General features: G+C 32.9%; 18 protein-coding genes. 8 read left to right on the plus strand and 10 right to left on the minus strand.

Going from position 1 to position 17,612, the window contains the following annotated elements; all coding sequences use genetic code 11:
• Positions 1-9 precede the first annotated feature (9 nt).
• Positions 10-1,347, minus strand: coding sequence for a 2TM domain-containing protein (locus ACFS5J_RS12835; protein WP_379812635.1), 1,338 nt, complete (start codon positions 1,345-1,347; stop codon positions 10-12).
• Between the two features lie 6 nt (positions 1,348-1,353).
• Entirely contained in the window at positions 1,354-1,980 is a 627-nt protein-coding gene (locus ACFS5J_RS12840; RefSeq protein WP_379812636.1) for a hypothetical protein, read from the minus strand.
• Positions 1,981-2,110: 130 nt separating this feature from the next.
• On the opposite strand from ACFS5J_RS12840, the gene ACFS5J_RS12845 reads away from it, so the two are divergent.
• The 7 genes from ACFS5J_RS12845 to ACFS5J_RS12875 all read left to right on the plus strand — a co-directional run bounded on the left by ACFS5J_RS12845 (position 2,111) and on the right by ACFS5J_RS12875 (position 7,207).
• Positions 2,111-2,725 carry an HPP family protein gene (locus ACFS5J_RS12845; RefSeq protein WP_379812637.1) on the plus strand — a complete coding sequence of 205 codons (615 nt, stop codon included), beginning with the start codon at positions 2,111-2,113 and terminating at the stop codon, positions 2,723-2,725.
• Positions 2,712-3,101, plus strand: coding sequence for an SMU1112c/YaeR family gloxylase I-like metalloprotein (gene gloA2, locus ACFS5J_RS12850; protein ID WP_379812638.1), 390 nt, complete (start codon positions 2,712-2,714; stop codon positions 3,099-3,101). Before ACFS5J_RS12845 ends, gloA2 begins: the two co-directional genes overlap by 14 nt.
• Before the next feature lie 68 nt (positions 3,102-3,169).
• Positions 3,170-3,700, plus strand: a complete 531-nt coding sequence (locus tag ACFS5J_RS12855) for an IS1096 element passenger TnpR family protein (protein WP_379812639.1) — start codon at positions 3,170-3,172, stop codon at positions 3,698-3,700.
• Positions 3,701-3,788: 88 nt separating this feature from the next.
• The gene (locus ACFS5J_RS12860) at positions 3,789-4,847 is read left to right on the plus strand and encodes a nucleoid-associated protein (RefSeq protein WP_379812640.1); all 1,059 of its coding nucleotides are present in this window, start codon (positions 3,789-3,791) and stop codon (positions 4,845-4,847) included.
• Positions 4,848-4,957: 110 nt separating this feature from the next.
• The gene (locus ACFS5J_RS12865) at positions 4,958-5,617 is read left to right on the plus strand and encodes a TetR family transcriptional regulator C-terminal domain-containing protein (protein WP_379812641.1); all 660 of its coding nucleotides are present in this window, start codon (positions 4,958-4,960) and stop codon (positions 5,615-5,617) included.
• Entirely contained in the window at positions 5,614-6,924 is a 1,311-nt protein-coding gene (locus tag ACFS5J_RS12870; protein WP_379812642.1) for an ABC1 kinase family protein, read from the plus strand. Before ACFS5J_RS12865 ends, ACFS5J_RS12870 begins: the two co-directional genes overlap by 4 nt.
• A 7-nt stretch (positions 6,925-6,931) precedes the next feature.
• A complete protein-coding gene (locus ACFS5J_RS12875; RefSeq protein ID WP_379812643.1) occupies positions 6,932-7,207 on the plus strand; it encodes a TIGR03643 family protein in 276 nt (91 codons plus the stop codon).
• A gap of 51 nt (positions 7,208-7,258) precedes the next feature.
• Here the strand turns inward: ACFS5J_RS12875 and sucC are convergent, their stop codons facing one another.
• Positions 7,259-8,452, minus strand: coding sequence for an ADP-forming succinate--CoA ligase subunit beta (sucC, locus tag ACFS5J_RS12880; RefSeq protein ID WP_379812644.1), 1,194 nt, complete (start codon positions 8,450-8,452; stop codon positions 7,259-7,261).
• Between the two features lie 251 nt (positions 8,453-8,703).
• Between sucC and lysA the strand changes: the two genes are divergently transcribed.
• The gene (lysA, locus tag ACFS5J_RS12885) at positions 8,704-9,942 is read left to right on the plus strand and encodes a diaminopimelate decarboxylase (protein ID WP_379812674.1); all 1,239 of its coding nucleotides are present in this window, start codon (positions 8,704-8,706) and stop codon (positions 9,940-9,942) included.
• Between the two features lie 42 nt (positions 9,943-9,984).
• Here the strand turns inward: lysA and pafA are convergent, their stop codons facing one another.
• The 7 genes from pafA to ACFS5J_RS12920 form a co-directional block, all read right to left on the minus strand.
• Positions 9,985-11,595, minus strand: a complete 1,611-nt coding sequence (gene pafA / locus ACFS5J_RS12890) for an alkaline phosphatase PafA (RefSeq protein ID WP_379812645.1) — start codon at positions 11,593-11,595, stop codon at positions 9,985-9,987.
• A gap of 14 nt (positions 11,596-11,609) precedes the next feature.
• The gene (locus ACFS5J_RS12895) at positions 11,610-11,924 is read right to left on the minus strand and encodes a hypothetical protein (protein WP_379812646.1); all 315 of its coding nucleotides are present in this window, start codon (positions 11,922-11,924) and stop codon (positions 11,610-11,612) included.
• 110 nt (positions 11,925-12,034) lie between these two features.
• On the minus strand, positions 12,035-12,979 hold the full coding sequence (locus ACFS5J_RS12900) for an NAD(P)H-dependent flavin oxidoreductase (RefSeq protein WP_379812647.1): 945 nt from the start codon (positions 12,977-12,979) through the stop codon (positions 12,035-12,037).
• Entirely contained in the window at positions 12,976-14,595 is a 1,620-nt protein-coding gene (locus ACFS5J_RS12905) for a S8 family serine peptidase (RefSeq protein ID WP_379812648.1), read from the minus strand. Before ACFS5J_RS12905 ends, ACFS5J_RS12900 begins: the two co-directional genes overlap by 4 nt.
• A 39-nt stretch (positions 14,596-14,634) precedes the next feature.
• Positions 14,635-15,570 carry a calcium/sodium antiporter gene (locus ACFS5J_RS12910; RefSeq protein ID WP_379812649.1) on the minus strand — a complete coding sequence of 312 codons (936 nt, stop codon included), beginning with the start codon at positions 15,568-15,570 and terminating at the stop codon, positions 14,635-14,637.
• Positions 15,571-15,575: 5 nt separating this feature from the next.
• Positions 15,576-16,763: a tRNA 2-thiouridine(34) synthase MnmA gene (mnmA, locus tag ACFS5J_RS12915; protein WP_379812650.1), complete on the minus strand. Its 1,188-nt coding sequence runs from the start codon at positions 16,761-16,763 to the stop codon at positions 15,576-15,578.
• Between the two features lie 11 nt (positions 16,764-16,774).
• Positions 16,775-17,503 (minus strand): toxin-antitoxin system YwqK family antitoxin, encoded by a 729-nt coding sequence (locus ACFS5J_RS12920; protein WP_379812651.1) that lies wholly within the window; start codon positions 17,501-17,503, stop codon positions 16,775-16,777.
• Between the last annotated feature and the right edge of the window lie 109 nt (positions 17,504-17,612).

The following is a 17,612-nucleotide window of genomic DNA, read 5'->3' on the forward strand; positions in this document are numbered from 1 at the left end:
ATATCTTACTTATTGCCAATTATTACTCTCTTTTTCTTCCTTATCCAAGAGTTCCTTAATCTTACGCTCTTCCCAAGTTTTACCATACCCAAATACTCGAAAAGCATGAAAAAGCAATCCTATTCCCCATCCCAATACAGGAAACCAAAACCACTGAAAATTAGAAACCGTTTTTAGATTAATAAAAATTAGAACTGGAATCACAATTAAATAAGAAATTAAACTTCCGTAAAAATCTTTTAATTCGTTCACTCTATTCTTAGCTCTTTCATAAGCCGCTTCTTCGTTGTATTGACTATATGTTTTCATATTACTAACTTGTTTAGTCAAGATAGGTAGCTTTACTTTAAAAGAATCTATTGACTCTTCTATTATCACACTTCGTGTTGTCAAAATAGCATATCGATTTAAAATATTTTGCAACCCTACACCATTACTCGTGCGTAAAACTTCTTTCTTTTGTTTATTATTTTCTACTATTAACTCACCGCCATTGCAGTAAATTTTAATTTTTAAAGGCTTTTGATCACTAGCAATATTATGTTTAATGCTATTTTCCAACAGTAACTGTAAAGCCAATGGAATAATCTTTCCTTCTGCTGGACAATCAAATTCCGTAAAGTCTAATTCTAAACTATTTTCAAAACGCATTTTTAACAAATCCATATAAGTTTTTGCAAAAGCCAATTCTTCTTGCACTGTTACCAATTCTTTATCTCGTTGTTCTAATACATACCGATAAATTTTAGATAAAGAAGCTGTAAATTTCTGAGCATTTTCGGGGTTTTCTTCAATTAAAGCACTCAAAACATTTAAACTATTAAATAAAAAATGAGGATCTAATTGATTTTTTAAACTTTCAAATTGCGCTGAGGCTGTTCCTGCAATTATTTTCTGTTCGTTAACTCTATTCTCTTGATAATTTTTATAAAAATAAACCAAATGAATCACTAGAGTAACAACAACAGTAACCACCATTGCAAATACATAATTCTCTGGTTTTTCATCTTCTAAAAATTTTTCAAAACTTTTCTTTTCAAAACCTACATCCTCTAATACTCTTAAGAAAAAAATTGTTAACCCAGAAAAAATAAACGATGCTAAAAAACCTATAATGAGTCGCTTTAAATCAAATCGATCTTTCTGAAAGAACCTATCCAATTGAATAAACACAAATGCATTTACAAAATACAACACCACACTGTAAAGCATTGTAAAAACAAAATTCCATTTAAGTACAATGATGTTTATTGGATGCTGGTATATCAACAAATTGACTCCTTGAAGTACTAGAAAAACCCCAATACCCAACACCAATGCTTTTATAATCTCTTTAGAATAATTCATTTGAACTTATTTAATACATTCTGCTAACAAAGCTCTCGCTTGATTAAAACCCCAATTCGGTTCTATCTCACTTTTAGGTTTAAAGTTAGCGAAAAGGGTTAAAGTTTTATTATACTGCTCGCATAAACCCGAAGTATCTTGACCAAAATATTTGGCTACACCAATTTCATAATTCGTTTTATTTAAATGAACTCTTGGGTTTTCAGGAGAAACTTCATTTGCTTTTTTATACAAATAAGCAACGTCCGCTGATAATTTTGGACCATTAATTATTGGATTATAAATAATCCAGCCTGTATTAATCAAAGCTTGAACGACTAAAACTTCTGCATTTTCCAATTCCACTCTATTTACTAGATCTTGGTATCGTTGTGCTTTCTCCAGAAGACTTTTCATCAACTCTCTATTATCACCTTCCATTAATGCCTCTTGTGCAGTTAACAAAGCTACATAATAGTTAGGTAACCATTCTGAAGTATATACAGTAGCAATAGCTTCAAATTCTTTAACGGCAACTGCCGTTTTACCATCTTCCCAAAGCGACAATGCATGTTGCATATCCGCTTTATAATCATTTTGTGCTGATAATAATGACGCTATCAACAAGGCTAAAAAAGTCATAATTCGTGTCATAACAATACTATTTTACAAATTTATAACCCAAAATTGCAATGAATTAACAACAATAAAAATTAGACTTTACCGAATTGTCAAAAGTCAAGGATGAATTGTAATTTTACACCATTAAACTTGGTAACACAGCATGAGATTCAATTCAAATAACCGAAATTATCGAAAAGTAAAATACGTACTTTACAAAGAAACACTTGTCGATTTTAAAGAACATTTTTGGGCTTTTATCGGCTCATTTATTGGAATGGGAATTATTGCTTATTTGCAATACGGATTAGTTTCAGATCATGATTTTGTATTTCTTATCGGGTCTTTCGGTGCATCAAGTGTATTAGTATATGGCGTTATCAGTAGTCCTCTGGCTCAACCCCGAAACTTGATTGGAGGTCATTGTATTTCTGCTCTTATTGGCGTTACTGTCCAAATGTTGATTCCTGATATTATTTGGATTGCCGCTCCATTGGCAGTATCCCTTTCAATTGTGATGATGCAAATCACCAAAACCTTACATCCTCCAGGTGGTGCTACCGCTTTAATAGCTGTTACTGGTTCAACACAAATTAAAGCATTAGGTTATTGGTATGTTATTTCACCAGTATTAACCGGTGCACTAATTCTACTACTTGTTGCGTTACTATTCAACAATATGACATCAAAGCGACAATACCCTTCACACAGAAAATTCAATCATTTTAAGAAAAGGGTAATAACTAGAATAAAAAAACAACAAAATGCTACAGATTAACAATACGCATCATATTGCAATTATTTGCTCTAATTACGAGATTTCGAAAAGGTTTTATACCGATGTTTTAGGTTTTACTATTATTAGAGAAATATACCGCAAAGAACGCGATTCGTATAAGTTGGATTTAGCATTAAATAACCAATATTGTATCGAATTGTTTTCATTTCCAAATCCTCCTAAAAGACTTTCGCGTCCAGAAGGCACAGGATTACGCCATATTGCTTTTGAGGTAGACAACATCGATTCCGCTAGAATGCATTTTACCAACCAAAACATAACCGCAGAATCAATTCGAAAAGATGAATTTACAGGGAAAAAGTTTTTTTTTATTAACGACCCTGATAATCTTCCAATTGAGTTTTATGAAAAATAAACTTTGCCATTTTCAAATCGTAAGTCTAAAAATTATGTTTACTTTTGTCATTCCAAAAATTTCAAAATATGATTTATAAATTCCGAGTAATTCTCGATGCAGAAGAAGATATTTTTAGAGATATAGCCATAGAAAACACCGATACATTAGAGGATCTACACAATGCAATTGTGAATGCTTTTGGCTTTGATGGAACTGAAATGGCCGCTTTTTATACTTGTGATGAAAACTGGACACAAGAGGATGAAATTCCATTGTTTGACACTGGTGATGTACCTGGTGAAATGCGCATCATGAACGATTTCATTTTAGAGGATAATCTAGATCAACACCAAACAAAAATTATATACGTTTATGACTTTTTCAACATGTGGACATTCCTTGTAGAACTTGCTGCAATTGAAGAAAAAGAAGATGGTGAGTTATACCCAGCATTACTTTTTGCACACGGAGAGTTACCCTCAAGTGCACCTGACAAAGCATTTGAAGCAGACGATTTAGACAACGAATTTGAAGACGGATATGACGACGAGGACTTCGACATGTTTGATGGTGATGATAGTTTCGAAGATTTCGGATTTGAAGAAAACTGGAACTAGTTCTTAGAACAATATTTTTTACACAATACTATACAGCCAAGAAAGAAAACTATTTTCTATCTTGGCTCTTTTATCTAAACTACACAAAATGATTAACTTATTTAACGCTCACATTGAAAACCTTTCCATTCACAGAGTAGGAAATAAAAGTAGAAACGAAGCTATTTTTCTTTCGGAAACACCATATGGTCTTAACGATGAAATTATGCCTTTACTTAAAGAATACTTCTTTAAACCATTTCGTGAAAAAGAAGAAAACTACTATCAGTTTGCCCATGAAGTAGATTTAGAATATAACGAAATGTTCAATTTAGCAACTGAAGCTTTTTTAAATCCATCAAGCATTCATGCTATTTCAAAAAAAATTACCCAGCACTTATTTGAACAGTCGAACCACCCACATATCAAAAATGGAGAGGTTTATGTAACTTATTTTACCAATGTCTCTATTGATAACAATGTAGTCGATGCAATTGGTATTTTCAAAAGCGAAATCAAGACCGATTTCTTACAGTTTGAGGAAAACGGTAATAATCTTGAAATGATCTTACAACAAGGTATCAACTTAAATAAGCAAGACAAAGGTTGTATCATTTTCAATTATAAAAAAGAAGAAGGTTACAAAATTTTAACAGTCGACAGTAACCGCTACGATGCCCGTTACTGGCTAGAGCATTTCTTATCAGTAGATGTTTTCCAAGACGAAAACTTCATGACAAAAAAATACCTACAGTTTTGTAAAGACTTTGCTAAAGACGTAGTGCTACCTGCTGAAGACAAACAACAAGAGGTGTTATTCATGAACAGAGCTGTAAACCACTTTGCTAAGAATGACGAATTTGAAGAAACGGCTTTCTTAAACGAAGTAATGCAAAACCCAGAATTTATTCCGGAGTTTAAAAATTATAAAGTGGACAAAGGTGCTAAATACAGCATTGAAGATGTTTCCAATTTCCCTATTGCAAATGCCGCTGTAACAGATGCAAGAAAGAAAATGAAAAATGTTATTGAATTGGACACAAACATCCAAATCAAATTAGACTTTATAAACCCTGAAAGCGCAGAGAAGTTTGTGGAAAAAGGCTGGGATGAAGAAAAACAAATGTACTACTACCTAGTTTATTTCAATAAAGAACAAAAATCATAATCAATTGCCCAACTTAATGTTGGGCTTTTTTATCGTGATATTTAGCTTTTGTTTAACTTAACCAAACATTTTGTTAAACGTTTATTTTGTAACTTCGTAAAAATGAAAATATGATGGCAAAAAAAACAATAAACAAAGATTACTTCATCAATGAATATTCGAACTATATACTTGAAGAAGGCAAAAAACCCAACAATGTGTTTCAATTTTGCAAAAATCTAAAAGTAGAAGAAGGAAAATTTTATGACTATTTTTCAAGTTTTGAAACACTAGAAGAAAATATTTTTATCGCATTTTTTGAAAACACAGTAACCCTCCTTTCAAAAAGTGACGATTATATAAACTATGATGCTAAAACAAAACTATTAAGCTTTTACTTTACATTTTTTGAAATTTTAACTTCAAACAGAAGCTTAGTATTACACCTTTTAACTGCAGATAAAAACAAATTAGAGAATCTGAAAAAATTAAGCAGTTTACGTAAAAACTTCAAAAAGTTCATCGATGGCTTAAACATTAATACACCAAAAATTCCGCAAGAGAAAATTGATGAACTAAAAGAAAATAGCATCAGCGAAATCGCTTGGCTTCAGTTATTAATGACACTTAAATTTTGGATAGAAGACACTTCACCATCATTTGAAAAAACAGACATATTCATTGAAAAATCAATGCATGCTAGTTTTGATTTACTCGATCTTACCCCTTTGAAAAACATTTTTGATTTTGGAAAATTCCTTTGGAAAGAAAAAATAAACACTTCAATATGAAAACTCTAAATAGTATTCCAACATCAAAGATTCAACGTGCCTCAAAGCTCCTTCAAACCGGTGCAAAAGTTGGGGTAAACTATATCAAATATTACGGTGATAAATTAATCAAAACTGAAGAAGAAGCTAAAGAAAGTCTAAACCAGTCAAATGCGGAGGATATTTATGATGGACTAAAACAATTAAAAGGTAGCGCTCTAAAAGTAGCTCAAATGCTGAGTATGGAAAAAAACATTCTACCACAAGCCTACGTAGAAAAGTTTTCATTATCTCAATTTTCGGTTCCTCCACTCTCCGCTCCTTTGGTGGTAAAAACCTTTAAAAATTATTTTGGCAAAAATCCAAACGAAATTTTTGACACCTTTAATCCGAATTCAATAAACGCTGCAAGTATCGGTCAAGTACATCAGGCCGAATTAAACGGGAAGAAATTAGCCGTAAAAATTCAATATCCTGGAGTTGCGAATAGCATATCCGCAGATTTAGCGTTGGTAAAACCAATTGCTATTAAAATGTTCAACATTAAAGGCAAAGATTCGGATAAGTATTTCAATGAAGTTGAAAACAAATTAATAGAAGAGACCGACTATATTAACGAAGTAAAACAAAGTAAGGAAATAGCCAACGCATGCAAACACTTACCCAATTTATTATTTCCAAATTATTATGAAGAATGGTCTTCCGACAGAATAATTACAATGGATTGGATGAAGGGAAAACATCTTTCTGAATTTACTGCTTCAAACAGTTCGATTGAAAATTCAAATACAATTGGACAAGCACTGTGGGATTTTTACATGTACCAAATTCACAATTTACGCAAAGTACATGCCGATCCACATCCCGGAAATTTTTTAGTTTCAGATGATAATCGACTTATCATTTTGGATTTTGGATGTATGAAAGAAGTCCCTGAGGATTTCTATATACCATATTTTGAATTAGCTAAAAAAGAAAATATCAACAATCCAAAAGTATTCGAGCAAAAACTTTACGAATTAGAAATCTTAAAGGAAGAAGACTCTCCTGAAGAGAAAAAATTCTTTAAGTCTTTATTTCATGAAATGCTTAGCTTATTTACTCAACCTTTTCATGAAGAATATTTTGACTTTTCAAACGAATACTTTTTTCAAAAAATAGCGGAATTAGGAGAACGCTATTCCAAAAGCACAGAAATTCGGAATATGAATGGAAATAGAGGTTCTAAGCACTTTATTTATATAAACCGAACTTTCTTCGGACTATACAATTTAATGCATGACATCAAAGCAAATAAAGTCTATATCAACAATTACATTCAATATTAAATGGAAAATGAAAACACTAACACCTCTAGAAATTGATCGAATAATTGAAATGGCATGGGAAGACCGTACTCCTTTTGAGGCAATCGCTTTTCAATTTGGACTTTCGGAAATGGAAACTAAAAATTTAATGCGAAAAGAGCTCAAACGTTCGAGCTATGAATTATGGCGCAAGCGTGTAACCAATCGAAAAACAAAACACCTTAGACTAAGAAGCTTTACAGAAGGTCGATTTAAATGTAAATTACAGAGAACTATTTCCAATAACAAAATAGCTAAAAGATAAAAAGCCTCGCATGTGCGAGGCTTTTTATTATATAAAACGTTTTTGTTTCAATTAAGATAAAGCAGCTTTAACTTGGTCAGCAGCTTCTTGGAATTGAACAGCAGACAAAATTGGCATACCAGAATTATCAATTAATTCTTTAGCAATTTCTGCATTTGTTCCTTGTAAACGAACAATGATAGGCACTTTAATAGCGTCACCCATATTTTTGTAAGCATCTACAACACCCTGAGCAACACGGTCACAACGAACGATTCCTCCGAAAATGTTAATTAAAATAGCTTTTACATTAGGATCTTTTAAGATAATACGGAAAGCTGTTTCAACACGTTTTGCATCTGCAGTTCCTCCTACGTCTAAGAAGTTAGCTGGTTCAAAACCTGCATATTTGATTAAGTCCATCGTAGCCATTGCAAGACCTGCACCATTTACCATACAACCTACAGTACCATCTAAATCAACGTAGTTAAGACCTACTTCTTTAGCTTCTACTTCAATTGGGTTCTCTTCACGAACATCACGCATTTCAGCTAAATCTTTGTGACGGAATAATGCATTGTCATCTAAATCAACTTTAGCATCAACAGCGATAATTTTATTATCTGACGTTTTTAACACAGGGTTAATTTCGAACATTGAAGCATCAGAACCGATATAAGCTCTGTATAATGCATCAACAAATTTTACCATTTCTTTAAAAGCATTACCTTCTAAACCTAAGTTGAAAGCAATTCTTCTCGCTTGGAATCCTTGTAATCCAACAGCTGGATCGATTTCTTCGGTAAATATTAAGTGTGGTGTATGCTCCGCAACTTCTTCAATATCCATTCCACCTTCAGTAGAATACATAATCATGTTTCTTCCTTTACCTCTGTTTAATAAAACAGACATATAAAACTCAGAAGTTTCACTTTCACCTGGATAATATACATCCTCAGCAACTAATACTTTATGTACTCTTTTTCCTTGAGGTGGGGTTTGAGGTGTTACCAAATCCATTCCAATAATTTGACCAGCAATTTCTTTAACTTGATCTAAATTCTTAGCCAATTTAACTCCTCCACCTTTTCCACGACCACCAGCGTGAATTTGCGCTTTAATAACATGCCAACCTGTACCAGTTTCAGCTGTTAATTGTTTTGCTTTTTCAACTGCTTCCTCAGCATTGTTCGCTACATGTCCACGTTGAACACGTACACCGTAACTAGCTAATATTTCTTTACCTTGATATTCGTGTAAGTTCATAATATGATATGTTGTTATCTTTTAATTAAAAGTGCCACAAAAATAACAAACTAATTTTTAAATGGCTAACTTTTTTAATTTTAATTTTGCTAATTAGAACTACAGAAAGTTTCAAATCTACTTGATTTAAAAAATCACAAAAACAAATAATTTTATTTTAAAAAACAACATTTTGTTTAATTTTGTTATAATTTGTTATTTAGTTGATTATGAAGATTTAATGTGATTAATTTGCATAAATTTTATAAATGATGAGAAAAGAGGATTTGATTAATTTAACAGAAGAATTTGGTTGTCCATTATACGTGTATGATGCTGCAACTATTGAAAGACAATACAATCGTTTAACGACAGCGTTTAAAAAGGTTGACCGATTTAAGGTTCATTATGCTGTTAAAGCTTTGTCAAATTTAAACATTTTAAAATTATTAAAAGGCTTTGGTTCAGGACTAGACACTGTATCTATTGAGGAAGTACGTTTAGGACTTCATGCTGGTTTTGATCCAAAAGACATTATATACACACCAAATGGTGTTTCAATGGAAGAAATTGAGCAAGTTGCATTAATGGGCGTTCAAATCAACATTGATAACTTATCGATTTTAGAGCAATTTGGTACAAAACACCCAACTATTCCAGTTTGTATCAGAATTAACCCCCACGTTATGGCAGGTGGAAATGCTAATATTTCTGTAGGTCATATTGATAGTAAATTTGGTATTTCTATACACCAACTTCCACATTTATTGCGCATTATAGAAAACACTAAAATGCACATTAATGGTATTCACATGCACACAGGCTCTGACATCCTTGATGTTGAAGTATTTTTATATGCTGCTGAAATTTTGTTTGAAACTGCTAAAAACTTTAAAAGCTTAGATTTCATCGATTTTGGAAGTGGATTCAAAGTGCCTTACAAAAAAGGAGATATTGAAACCGATGTAGAAGAGTTTGGAAAAAAATTAACAAAACGATTCTTAGCATTTGAAAAAGAATATGGAAGAGAATTAACTTTAGCATTTGAACCAGGAAAATTCTTAGTGAGTGAAGCTGGATTTTTCTTAGCAAAAGTTAACGTAGTTAAACAAACAACTTCAACTGTTTTTGCTGGAGTTGACACAGGTTTCAACCACTTAATCCGCCCAATGCTGTACGGATCGGAACACTATATTGAAAACATTTCTAACCCTAAAGGTAAAGAACGTTTTTACTCTGTAGTAGGATATATTTGCGAAACCGATACTTTTGCAAGCAACAAACGTATTAAAGAAATTACAGAAGGTGACATTTTATGTTTCCACAACGCTGGGGCCTATTGTTATTCAATGTCTTCTAACTATAACTCTCGTGTTAAACCTGCAGAAGTACTTTGGTTAAACGGAAAAGGTCATTTAATAAGACAGCGTGAAACTTTTGAGGATATCTTAAGAAATCAAGTTGAAATTGATTTTGTAAACACGAATACCAATGAAACGGTAAATGCATAAAACAAAAAAAGCTCTCATAATCGAGAGCTTTTTTTATATACTTTAATCTAAAATCTCTTGTAAAACTTCAGCTTCCGTGCTATTTGGATAAGTAATTTTTAAAAGCTGAGATAGCGTTGGAGCTATTTGCGTTATCGCTTTTTTATCATGTGATTTGCCTCTTTTAATATTCCATCCATAAAACAATAATGGAACATGTGTATCATAGGTGTAAAGACTTCCATGAGAAGTACCCGTTGTACTATATTCAATATAACCCGGTTTAAAAGAAAAAACTAACTCGCCATTTTGCGTCGGATCATATCCTTTTGTTATAAAATTTAAGAAAAAGTCATTACTTGCAGACCCCAGAATTTCATCTTCAGTATAAACACGTTTAATAAAATCTTGAGAATATAGAAAATCCTTAAAATCTTGCCTTACTTTAGCCAAATCCAAACCTTTCTGTTTGATTAAAGCTTTATTCAAAAACAAATTAAAATTTGAATAGTTTAAAACCAAATCTGCACCATATTGTTCTGAAGAAAAAGTATGAATAGAATTCTCTAAATTTTTTGAAATAATATTATTGACTTCGTATTTATTATCCTTCAAATACGTAACATTCTCTGCTCCTGCATGATCGGCAGTCAAAAAAACAAGATAATTACCTTTACCTACTTCTTTATCCAAATAATTTAAAAAATCCCCTATTGACTCATCCAAACGTATATAAGTATCTTGTAACTCAATTGAGCGCGGTCCTAAAAGATGACCTACGTAATCTGTAGATGAAAAACTCAAAGTCAAAAAATCTGTTATTTGATCTTTACCTAAACTTTCTTTAGCAACAGCTGTTTTAGCAAAATCAACAATTAAATTATTTCCAAATGGTGTAGATCGTAAAATGCCCGCATTATTATCAGCATACATTTCCTTCATACTATACGGAAAAAAAGCTGTCTTTTTAAACAATTTTCCTTCATAAGGATTATTGTCATTTAAGCTTTCATTGTAGCTTTCTTTAGGTTTTAACAAATCCCAAGTAGTATTTACATATTTCAGATAATGCTTTTCATTATTGAAATCTTCCGCCCATTTGGGTAACTTACTACCATAAAAAGTACTTGAAATAAAAGATCCAGTTTTACTGTACCAAAAGGCCCAATCTGCAAAATGTCCAGCAGGAAGAATTGCACCTCTATCTTTCAAACTTATTCCAATAACTTTTCCATTAAAATTGGTCGCCAGCTTTAATTCATCAGTTATAGTAGTACTTTGTAATTTCTTTGGTGACATTTTTCCTTCACTTTCAGAACCATTACCCAAAATACTCACACCTTCATCATCGGTACAATAAACATCTTTACCTATAGATTTATTAAACCATTCATTTCCTACAATACCATGTAAAGCTGGTGTAGTACCCGTAAAAATTGACGCATGTCCAGGACCTGTATAGGTAGGCATGTAGTTGTAATGCATGTTATGAAAAGTAAAACCATCACGCATCAAACGCTTGAAACCATTTTGAGAAAAATCATCAGAAAAACGGTATAAATACTCCATTTTCATTTGATCTACAACTATCCCAACAACCAGTTTTGGTCGTTGCTGAGCAGAAGCAGCAATTGAAAGCACCCCTAATACCATAGAGGTTAGCACTTTTTTCATAAGATTTTGGAAATTTATTCAGTTATTTCAACAATGTCATAACAAAATGCAAAGTTTTTATGATACAGGTAAAGCTGGGTTTTATTATCCAAATCCTTACGGATAAAAAACGATAACTTAACTACTATACCTTCAACATTCTTACAGATATAAGAAGTAATCACATCCTTATCTGTATGTTCTGTTCCCAATGCTTCAATAATTCTATAGTGTTGAATTTCAGTTGAATAAATAACAATTTTATCTTTATTAAAATCTAAAGAAATAATAACTTCCGTTGGTTTTGGTGTAGACCATTTACCCCACTCTTTCGAGTTCTTTCTTTGCATAATTGACAAAGCTGTTGATTTGAAGCGGAATTCTTGCGCCTGAATAACACTAAAGGCAAATAAAAATAGAAAGAGTGTGTATTTTAAACCTTTCATGGTTCTAATGAATATTAAAAATTAAAATTTTGGATTTCTTGTTTCGCTATTTCAAACTCGCTTATTACGTTTTGAATAATATTCTCTACGGGTAAAATATCGTGTATTAAGCCTGCTATTTGACCTATCTCTAGTTCGCCGTCTTCTAAATCTCCTTCAAACATTCCGCGTTTTGCTCTAGCCCTCCCCAAAAGATTTTTCAAATCATCAGTTGTTGGACATTTTGCATACAATTCTTGTACTTCATTAAAGAACTTATTCTTAACCAAACGAACTGGAGCTAATTCTTTTAAAGTTAGCATTGTATCACCTTCGTTAACTTCAACAATTGTCTTTTTAAAATTATCGTGCGAACTCGATTCTGTTGATGCCGCAAAACGGCTACCCATTTGAACTCCATCAGCTCCTAGTGTCATAGCTGCTAACATTCCTCTACCTGTTGCAATACCTCCGGCCGCTATTAAAGGAATCGTAATTTGCTCTTTTACCATAGGAATTAAAGTCAAAGTAGTCGTTTCGTCTCTACCATTATGCCCTCCTGCTTCAAAACCTTCGGCTACCACAGCATCAACACCAGCTTCTTGGGCTTTTAAAGCAAACTTTGTACTACTCACAACATGTACAACAGTAATCCCATGTGCTTTTAAATGAGATGTCCACGTTTTTGGATTACCAGCAGAAGTAAAAACAATTTTTACTCCTTCTTCGATAAGAATCTGCATGATCTCTTCAATATTTGGATATAACATAGGAACATTTACCCCAAAAGGTTTATCCGTAGCTTTTTTACATTTTTGGATATGTTCACGTAATACATCCGGATACATAGATCCTGCACCTATTAATCCAAGTCCACCAGCATTACTAACGGCACTGGCTAATTTGTATCCACTATTCCAGATCATTCCACCTTGAACAATTGGATATTGTATATTAAATAATTGGGTAATTCGATTCATTTTTGCTTAATTATTTTTCCGCGCAATTTACTATTATTCGTAGAAAAATCATAAAGATAAACTCCTGAATGCAATTCAGAAAGAGTTAAGATTGTGTTATCCTGATTTAATGTAGTCTCTAATATTTTTTTTCCTAAAAAATCGTATAAGACAAAGCTACCTTTTGTATTATGAGGCAAATTCAAATACAAATTATCTTGTACAGGATTTGGATATAATGTTAATTGTGATTTCTCAAAACTTTCAATATTAAGTGCATTCATCAAAGCCAACTGAAAATCGGGCACTCCATACCCCTTGAAATTATCGGGGTTTTGAAATTGATCAGCAGACTCTTTAACATACTGAATGACTTCAGCAGCAGTTAATGATGGTACTGCAGACCAGAAAGAAGCGATAGCTCCTGCTAAAATAGGACTAGAAAAAGACGTTCCACTTGCAGCAGTAATATTCCCTGAAGTATCACTTATAGTAGCCGCAACTCCTAATGCAGCAACATCCGGTTTAATGCGGGTATCACTTGTTGGTCCTATAGAACTAAAACTCGCGTAACTTTCCGTACTTGTTACTGCTCCTACTGTTAAAACATTAGTTGCATCTGCCGGTATTCCAACATGTGGTTCTGAAGTTGCACCACTATTTCCAGCACTTAATACACATACTATTCCTTTCGAAAAAGCAATTGAAGCACCACGTGAAGCAAAACCTACTTGTCCATTACGTTGAGCATAATTATACGAATAATTAGGATTATCATATTGTCCATAACCTAAAGAAGAATTAATAATATCGACACCAAGACTATCCGCCATTTCAGCGGCCTCAACCCAATACGATTCTTCCACTGGGTTTTCACTATTTACATCTTCGGTGATGAACAAATAATAGGCAGCATTAGGAGCGGTTCCTACTAACTGATTGTCTACATACCCCCCCATAGTTGACAACACATTAGTTCCATGATTATGTCGCGTATAAAAATTAGTATTACGATCGGGAAAATTATACCCTCCTAATATCAAATTATTGGCAAACAAATTTTGAAAAGACTGTGCAGTATTCACCCCTATGAAACCAGAATCTAAAACTGCAACTGTTTTGCCAGAACCCGTATAATCTTGTTGATGTAAAAGATGCGCGTTTAACATCTGTACTTGGTTAGACGCTCCTCCATAATTATACATCACCGAAACATCCCATTTATTCTGTAAAGTTGTTGTCTTCTCGGTTTGAGAATTGTTTGCTATCCTCAAGTTCAAAGAATGGTTAGCAAATCGAACTTCAGTTACAAACGATAAAGTTGTTAATGCTTGGAGATCTGTAAAACTCCCTCTCACATGTAAAGCATTTAACCATTTTGACTTTGCCATAATGGTTACTCCTGTAACATTACTAATTTGTGAAATATAAGATTGTGAAATCGGAATATCGTTGGTCTCTAAAACAATATTTTGAGTAGTTCTTCTGTCTAAAGCCTTTTGAGACAACATCTCTAGGGGATTAGCCATAAAATAAGTTTCATCTGGTTTATCGGCAAAATATACCCATGCATCTTCAGTTTGTGCAAAAGTACTGAATAAAACAAACCAAAAAAACACCAACAATTTAAATTTCATAACCTTACAGATTTGGTTATCAAATTTATAAATAAAAAATTAAATTGTGGAATAGATAAAAACAGAATATGCTAGTACGAGCAGAATACCTTCTCTAAACGATAAGCTATTCCGCTTTGGTAAAAACACCATCGGTAATAGTACCAATCCAAAACCAAGCATCCAATAAATATCGTTACTCAAAATTTTAGCATCAATAGATTCAATCGGTTTAATTATAGCCGTAAAACCAAGCACACTCAGAATATTAAAAATATTAGAGCCGATAATGTTACCTATTGAAATATCACTTTCTTTTTTTACAGCAGCTATTATAGAAGATGCCAATTCAGGTATACTAGTCCCAATGGATACCACAGTAATTGCAATAACACGTTTACTTACCCCTAAATGTTCTGCCAAATTAACTGCTCCATCAACCAACAATTCTGAACCCAACCAAAGCGCTCCCCCACCTAATAACAAAAAAAAGAAAATCATCGACATAGTTGTTTGTATCTCTTCTTCTTGAGTGAATGGTTCCGTTTGTACCCTCTTGTTTATTTTAATCAAATAAGCCAAAAAGCACAATAATAGCACTACAAAAACAATCCCTTCCAGCTGACTTAACTTTCCATCTACTATCAGAAAAAAGAAAAGTAAAAAAGAAGCTATCATTTTCATTGGCCAATCTGTAGCATAAAAACTAGTATTAACTTGAATGGAGTTAATCAACAGCACCATCCCCAAGACAAGTCCAATATTTCCAATATTTGAACCAACTACATTTCCAATTGCGATATCAGGATATCCATCAAGTGCTGCTTTAATACTCACAATCATTTCAGGAGCTGAAGTCGCAAATGAAACAACCGTTAAACCAACAATAATTTTAGATATATTAAGTTTTTGCGATAATCCCACGGAAGCTTTCAAAAGCCAATTTCCACCAAAAACCAATAGCGCTAAGCCGATGACAATAAATAGAAAATCCATATATTTTAAGAAATTACACCACTTCCTAAAACTTCATCGTTATGGTGCCAAGCCACAAACTGTCCTTCTGTAATGGCTGATTGTGATTCCTCAAATACAATATACATGCCGCTATCAAATTGGTGCAACGTTGCTTTTTGCAAAGGTTGACGATATCTAATTCTAGCCATTACGTCCATAGATTCATTTGGTTGTAAACGCATATCTTCACGAATCCAATGCACTTCATCTTCCTTAATAAACAATGCTTTTTTGAACAAACCTGGATGATTTGGTCCTTGACCTGTGTAAATAATATTTGAATTTACATCGGTTTCAATAACATAAAGTCCATCTTTCGTACCTCCAATATTCAAACCTTTACGTTGTCCTTTTGTAAAATAATGTGCGCCTTGGTGTTTTCCTAAAGTTTTTCCAACTTCATTACTATAATCTCTATTACGAGATTCATATGCCAACTCTTCTTCTAAATTAGAAAAATCTGGTTTTGCAGCCGAAAAAATAGCCGCATCTTCTGGAATATCAACTACAATTCCTTCTTTTGGTTGTAATTTCTGCTGTAAAAATTCTGGAAGGCGTACTTTTCCAATGAAACACAACCCTTGCGAATCTTTCTTTTCAGCGGTAATTAAATCCAATTTTGCTGCGATTTCTCGCACTTCTGGTTTAGTCAATTCTCCAATGGGAAACAAAGCTTTCGACAATTGTTCTTGCGACAATTGACATAAGAAATACGATTGATCTTTATTACCATCCTTACCTGCCAACAACTGATATACTTCTTCTCCTCCTTCAACAATAGTTCCTTTACGACAATAGTGACCTGTTGCAACATAATCTGCCCCCAAAGACAGAGCGATTTTCATAAAAACATCAAACTTTATCTCACGGTTACAAAGGACATCAGGATTTGGCGTACGACCTTGTTCGTATTCGTGAAACATATAATCTACAATACGCTCTTTGTATTCTTCTGATAAATCAACCGTTTGAAAAGGAATTCCTAATTTTTCTGCAACTAACAAAGCGTCATTACTATCTTCCAACCATGGACATTCATTAGAAATAGTCACTGAATCATCGTGCCAATTTTTCATAAACAATCCTATTACTTCATAGCCTTGCTCTTGCAATAAATAAGCAGCAACACTCGAATCAACTCCTCCAGAAAGTCCTACAACTACTCTTTTCATTACTATCTTAATTATTTTTTATCATATTTAGTCTCAAACTCAGCTGGGCTATCTTTTTTGAAAACTTTACGCGTATATGGTGTAATCTTTTCCTTTTTCACCAATTTACCCTCTTCATAAGTTTCCCAATATCCCGACTTTCTTCCGTTTTTATATTGTCCTTTGAAAACTAAATTTCCAGCGCCATCATAATATAAAGCCGATCCATGAAACTCTCCGTTTTTATAATTGGAATCTTCCAAAGGCTTACCATTTTCAGCATACTTTTTGTAATATCCATTCAAATCACCATTAGAATACATTGACTCTTCTGCTAAAGTTCCATCTTTATAAAATACTTTCTTAACGCCGTCTAATTTCCCTTTTTTATAATTTTCAAGTGTCATATATTGATCACTATCTAAATGATAGTATTTCCACTCCCCTTCAGGTAATTTATTTTTCAAAACACCCTCACTAACTTTTTTGCCTTTTTGATTGAAAAAGATGGTATAACAACTGCCATCGCCTTTTGAAAAATCACGAGTTGCTATAACAGTACCTGCTTTTGTATCATCGAAATATTTAAAAATTCCAGTTTCTTTACCGTGATTGAAAGTTCCTTCATAACGCGGTCTTTTCGTTTTTTCATAAATCCCTTTCCACAATCCATGACGCTTACCTTGAACATCAAATTGATTTATCTCTTGCGAAAAACCAATAACCGAAATCAATAAAACAAAAAATAATCTAAAACTCATTTTAATAATTGTTTACATTTTTAAATCAAAACAAAGCATTGCAAACCAAATAGTTAAACAAAACAAAAAGGTGTGTTAAATAAACATAAATCTATGTTAACTTCCCTGA

It is taken from the genome of Flavobacterium chuncheonense (assembly GCF_042686145.1).
Classification (GTDB): Bacteria; Bacteroidota; Bacteroidia; order Flavobacteriales; family Flavobacteriaceae; genus Flavobacterium; species Flavobacterium chuncheonense.

What these genes read in the sequence shown, in the direction of transcription:
- ACFS5J_RS12835 (WP_379812635.1), bottom strand. Translation starts at nt 1,347, where the DNA reads ATGAATTATTCTAAAGAGATTATAAAAGCATTGGTGTTGGGTATTGGG.
- ACFS5J_RS12840 (WP_379812636.1), bottom strand. Translation starts at nt 1,980, where the DNA reads ATGACACGAATTATGACTTTTTTAGCCTTGTTGATAGCGTCATTATTA.
- ACFS5J_RS12845 (WP_379812637.1), top strand. Translation starts at nt 2,111, where the DNA reads ATGAGATTCAATTCAAATAACCGAAATTATCGAAAAGTAAAATACGTA.
- gloA2 (WP_379812638.1), top strand. Translation starts at nt 2,712, where the DNA reads ATGCTACAGATTAACAATACGCATCATATTGCAATTATTTGCTCTAAT.
- ACFS5J_RS12855 (WP_379812639.1), top strand. Translation starts at nt 3,170, where the DNA reads ATGATTTATAAATTCCGAGTAATTCTCGATGCAGAAGAAGATATTTTT.
- ACFS5J_RS12860 (WP_379812640.1), top strand. Translation starts at nt 3,789, where the DNA reads ATGATTAACTTATTTAACGCTCACATTGAAAACCTTTCCATTCACAGA.
- ACFS5J_RS12865 (WP_379812641.1), top strand. Translation starts at nt 4,958, where the DNA reads ATGATGGCAAAAAAAACAATAAACAAAGATTACTTCATCAATGAATAT.
- ACFS5J_RS12870 (WP_379812642.1), top strand. Translation starts at nt 5,614, where the DNA reads ATGAAAACTCTAAATAGTATTCCAACATCAAAGATTCAACGTGCCTCA.
- ACFS5J_RS12875 (WP_379812643.1), top strand. Translation starts at nt 6,932, where the DNA reads ATGAAAACACTAACACCTCTAGAAATTGATCGAATAATTGAAATGGCA.
- sucC (WP_379812644.1), bottom strand. Translation starts at nt 8,452, where the DNA reads ATGAACTTACACGAATATCAAGGTAAAGAAATATTAGCTAGTTACGGT.
- lysA (WP_379812674.1), top strand. Translation starts at nt 8,704, where the DNA reads ATGAGAAAAGAGGATTTGATTAATTTAACAGAAGAATTTGGTTGTCCA.
- pafA (WP_379812645.1), bottom strand. Translation starts at nt 11,595, where the DNA reads ATGAAAAAAGTGCTAACCTCTATGGTATTAGGGGTGCTTTCAATTGCT.
- ACFS5J_RS12895 (WP_379812646.1), bottom strand. Translation starts at nt 11,924, where the DNA reads ATGCAAAGAAAGAACTCGAAAGAGTGGGGTAAATGGTCTACACCAAAA.
- ACFS5J_RS12900 (WP_379812647.1), bottom strand. Translation starts at nt 12,979, where the DNA reads ATGAATCGAATTACCCAATTATTTAATATACAATATCCAATTGTTCAA.
- ACFS5J_RS12905 (WP_379812648.1), bottom strand. Translation starts at nt 14,595, where the DNA reads ATGAAATTTAAATTGTTGGTGTTTTTTTGGTTTGTTTTATTCAGTACT.
- ACFS5J_RS12910 (WP_379812649.1), bottom strand. Translation starts at nt 15,570, where the DNA reads ATGGATTTTCTATTTATTGTCATCGGCTTAGCGCTATTGGTTTTTGGT.
- mnmA (WP_379812650.1), bottom strand. Translation starts at nt 16,763, where the DNA reads ATGAAAAGAGTAGTTGTAGGACTTTCTGGAGGAGTTGATTCGAGTGTT.
- ACFS5J_RS12920 (WP_379812651.1), bottom strand. Translation starts at nt 17,503, where the DNA reads ATGAGTTTTAGATTATTTTTTGTTTTATTGATTTCGGTTATTGGTTTT.